General features: G+C 72.1%; 3 protein-coding genes. All 3 read right to left on the bottom strand.

The features are described from left to right. Nucleotides 1–669: biotin/lipoyl-containing protein (locus tag CK505_RS17960; RefSeq protein ID WP_303621217.1), on the bottom strand; the 669-nt coding region annotated here is incomplete at its 3' end. A 109-nt stretch (nt 670–778) separates the two neighbouring features. After that, nucleotides 779–2,146: a dihydrolipoyl dehydrogenase gene (gene lpdA, locus CK505_RS17955; protein WP_017834157.1), complete on the bottom strand. Its 1,368-nt coding sequence runs from the start codon at nt 2,144–2,146 to the stop codon at nt 779–781. A 143-nt stretch (nt 2,147–2,289) separates the two neighbouring features. Further along, a complete protein-coding gene (locus CK505_RS17950; RefSeq protein WP_017834158.1) occupies nt 2,290–3,843 on the bottom strand; it encodes a leucyl aminopeptidase in 1,554 nt (517 codons plus the stop codon). Nucleotides 3,844–4,115: the final 272 nt, after the last annotated feature.

Genomic DNA, 4,115 nt, shown 5'->3' with positions numbered 1-4,115 from the left:
CCGGATCTCCAGCAGGGTCCCGGCCACGGGGGAGGGGACCTCGGTGTCGACCTTGTCGGTGGAGACCTCCAGCAGCGGCTCGTCGACGGCGACCTCGTCACCGACCTGCTTGAGCCACCGGGTCACGGTGCCCTCGGTCACGGACTCGCCCAGGGCGGGCAGGGTGATCTCGCTGCCCTCGCCCGTCTGCTGGGCCTCGGCCTGCGGGGCCTGCTCCTGACCGGAGGACTCCTGACCGGAGGACTCCTGGCCGGAGGACTCTTGGCCGGAGGACTCCTGGCCGGAGGACTCCTGGCCGGAGGACTTCTGTTCGGCGGCCTCGTCGGTCGCCTCGGGGGTCTCGGCCTCGGTCGCGGCGTCCTCGGCCTCCTGGGCGGAGGTGTCCGCGGCGGCACCGTCCTGGCCGGACCCGCCGCCGGAGCCGGAGCCCGAGCCGTCACCGATGACGACCAGCGGCGCGCCGACCTCGACGTCCTCGTCCTCCTCGACGAGGATCTCCTCGATCACGCCCGCCACGGGGGAGGGGATCTCGGTGTCGACCTTGTCGGTGGAGACCTCGACCAGGGGCTCGTCGACGGCGACCTCGTCACCGACCTGCTTGAGCCACCGGGTCACGGTGCCCTCGGTCACGGATTCGCCCAGTGCGGGCAGGTTTACGGTTTCTGACATGGTCCGACCGTCTCTCTTTCGGTGCCTTCGATGGTGCGGTCCGGGCGCCGGGCCCGGGTCCGGGGTAGTGGGGGAGGCCCCGCCCGGGAGGGGCGGGGCCTCGACGCGGTCAGCCGTGCAGCGGCGTGCCCGCGAGTGCCATGGCGGCCTCGCCGATGGCCTCGTTCTGGGTGGGGTGCGCGTGCACGAACGCGGCGACGTCCTCGGGGTAGGCCTCCCAGTTGACGATGAGCTGGCCCTCGCCGATCTGCTCGCTGATGCGCTTGCCGATGGCGTGGAAGCCGATGATCGGCCCGTCCTTCTCGCGCACCAGCTTGATGATGCCGCCGGTGCCCAGGATCGAGCTCTTGCCGTTGCCGGCGAGGTTGTACTCGGCGACCTCGACGTTGTCCTCGCCGAACTTCTCCTTCGCCTTCGGCTCGGTGTAGCCGACCGAGGCGATTTCCGGCTCGGTGAACGTGACCTTGGGGATGTTCACGTCGTCGACGACGGCGGGGTTCAGACCGGCGATCTCCTCGGCCACGAACCGCCCCTGCTGGTAGCCGCGGTGGGCGAGCTGGACCCCGGGGACGATGTCGCCGATCGCGTAGATGTTGCCGACGCCGGTGTGCAGGCGCTCGTTCGGGGTGACGAAGCCGCGGTCCATGGGGATGCCCTGCTCCTCGTAGCCCATGTCGGCGGTGTTCGGGCCGCGGCCCACGGCGACCAGCACGATGTCGGCCTCGAAGACCTTGCCGTCGGCCAGGGTGACCTTCGCCCCGTTGTCGTCCTGCTCGACCTTCTCGAAGAAGGTGCCGAGGCTGGACTTGATGCCGCGCTTCTTGAACTCCCGCTCGAGGATCTTGATGAGCGCGGGGTCCTCGTTGGCGACCAGGTGGGGGAGGCCCTCGATCACGGTGACGTCCACGCCGAAGGACTTCCACATGGAGGCGAACTCGCAGCCGATCACGCCGCCGCCGAGGACGATGGCGCTCTTGGGCACGAAGTCGATCTCCAGCGCCTCGGTGGAGGTCATGATCCGTCCGCCGATCTCGACGCCCAGGGTCTTGGAGATCGAGCCGGAGGCCAGCACGATGTGCTTGCCGGTGTAGGTGGTGCCGTCGACCTCGACGGTGTTCTCGCCCGTGAGCTTGCCGACTCCCTCGATGACCTTGATCTTGCGCATCTTCATCAGACCCGTGAGGCCCTTGAACTTGCCGGCGACGATCTTGTCCTTGTACTCCCGCACGGCTGCCATGTCGATGGAGTCCAGCGTGGTGTGGATGCCGTACTTGGAGCTCTCGCGGGCGTCCTCGGCCAGCTCGGCGGAGTGCAGGTACGCCTTGGTCGGGATGCACCCCCAGTGGAGGCACGTGCCCCCGAGCTTGTTCTTCTCCACCAGCGCCACGGTGAAGCCGAGCTGGACGGCCCGCAGCGCGGCGGCGTAGCCGGCACTCCCTCCGCCGAGGACGAGGATGTCGAATTCGTTGTCGGCCACGTGTTTGGCTCCCTTGCGCGTTGACGTCGTTCCGGGTGGGTCGCACCCGTCCCGTGACGGGTTCGTTTCGTACATACCTTAGCCCTACGCCGGAGGGAGCGACCAGGCGGGCGCTCCCTCCGGCGCAGGGGTGTCGCGGGACCTCAGCCGCGGTCGGCGGCCGCGTCCTCGAGCAGCCGCACGAGCGTGCGCACGCCCGCGCCGGTGCCCTCCGCCGGGGTGTAGCCGTAGGGCGATCCCTCGTTGAAGGAGGGGCCGGCGATGTCCACGTGCGCCCAGGGCACCCGTGCCCCGTCACCCCCGCCGACGAACTCGCGCAGGAAGATCCCGGCGACGAGCATCCCGCCGTTCTTGTCCCCGATGTTCTTGAGGTCGGCGACCTTGGAGTCCAGGGACGGGCGCAGGTGCTCGGGCAGCGGCATGGGCCAGCCGTCCTCGCCGGCGGCGCGGGCGGCCTCGGCCACGGCGGTGCGCACTGTCTCGTCGCCCATGATCCCGAACGTCCGTGCGCCGAGGGCCACCATCTGCGCGCCGGTCAGCGTGGCGATGTCGACGACGGCGTCCGGGGCCTCCTCGCACGCGGCCACGAGACCGTCGGCCAGCACCAGGCGCCCCTCGGCGTCGGTGTTGAGCACCTCGACGGTGCGGCCGCCGCGGATGGTGATGACGTCGCCGGGGCGGGTGGCGGTCGACGAGGGCAGGTTCTCGGCCAGGCACAGCCACCCCGTGACCTTCACAGGCAGGCCCAGCTCGGCGGCGGTGAGGACGGTCGCGAGCACGGCGGCGGCGCCGGCCATGTCCGACTTCATGGTCATCATCGAGGCCGGGGGCTTGAGGGAGAGGCCGCCCGAGTCGAAGGTGATGCCCTTGCCCACGTAGGCGTAGTGCTTCGCGGCCCGCGCCGGGGCGTACTCCAGCTTGACGAGGCGCGGGCCGTGCACGGAGCCCTGTCCCACTCCCAGGAGCCCCCCGTAGCCGCCCTTGGCGAGCTCCTTCTCGGCGAGCACGGTCACGGAGACCTTGGTGCCCCTGGCGGCCCGGCGGGCGTAGTCCGCCACGGCCTCCGGGTACATGACGTTGGGGGAGAGGTCCACGAGGGTGCGGGCCGCGCGGACGCCGCGGCCCAGGGCAGCGGCGCGGTCGAGGCACCGGCCCAGCGCGGCGCGCGCCACGCCCGGGGCGTGCACGACGGCGGAGGCCAGCGGGTCCTGCACGGCACCGGCGGTCGCCGCGCGCTGGTGGGCGAAGGCGAAGGCGCCGAGGGCGGCGCCCTCGGCGACCGCCGCGGCGTCCTGCTCGGAGTCCACGGGCAGGGCGAGCACCGCGGAGTCGGTGCCGGCGAGCCGCCGCACGGCGGCGCCCACGGCCCGGCGCAGCACCTCGGCGCGCTCCGCGGTCCCGGCGGGCAGGGCGCCGACCCCGGTGAGGACCACCACGGCGAACGGCAGCCCGGACGGGGCCGGCACCACGGTCACCTCGTCGGCGGCACCCTTCACGCGCAGCGCCGCCGCGGCCTCCACCACGGGGGCGAGCCGTCGCTGCTCACCGGCGGGGAGCAGGACACGGCCCGAGCCGTCGCCGTCCTGTCCCTTCGCCACCCCGAGCACGAGCGCGTGGGCCGGCGTCCGGCCCAGGGCCTTGTGCGTGGCGGTGAGCTCGATGCCACGGGGTTCGAGCAGGTCCTGTACGTCGGGCATGGATCGTCCTTTCGCTGAGGTCTGGACCGGCCCAGCAGGCGTGCTGTCGATCCTATCCTCGGCCGGCGCGCCGCCGGGGCCCGGACGCACGGGGCGGGCCCCGCGGGATCGGCGGGGAATAACGCGGTGCCCGCGGACGGTTGACATGATCCGGGCCCGCCGTCGCAGGCGTGCTCCCACCGGTCTCCCCACGGACGCCCGGAACCGACCCACCCCAGGAGGAAGAGCTGTGCTGGACCCCACCTCGCTGTACCTGAGCAACCCCGCTCTGC

Origin of the sequence: Kocuria sp. WN036, from assembly GCF_002287015.1 — a bacterium.
GTDB classification, from domain to species: domain Bacteria; phylum Actinomycetota; class Actinomycetes; order Actinomycetales; family Micrococcaceae; genus Kocuria; species Kocuria rosea.
This window is presented reverse-complemented; position numbering and strand designations above follow the sequence as displayed.

Bases quoted from the DNA above. Each gene is read 5' to 3' on its own strand.
- CK505_RS17950 (WP_017834158.1), bottom strand. From the start codon at position 3,843: ATGCCCGACGTACAGGACCTGCTCGAACCCCGTGGCATCGAGCTCACC.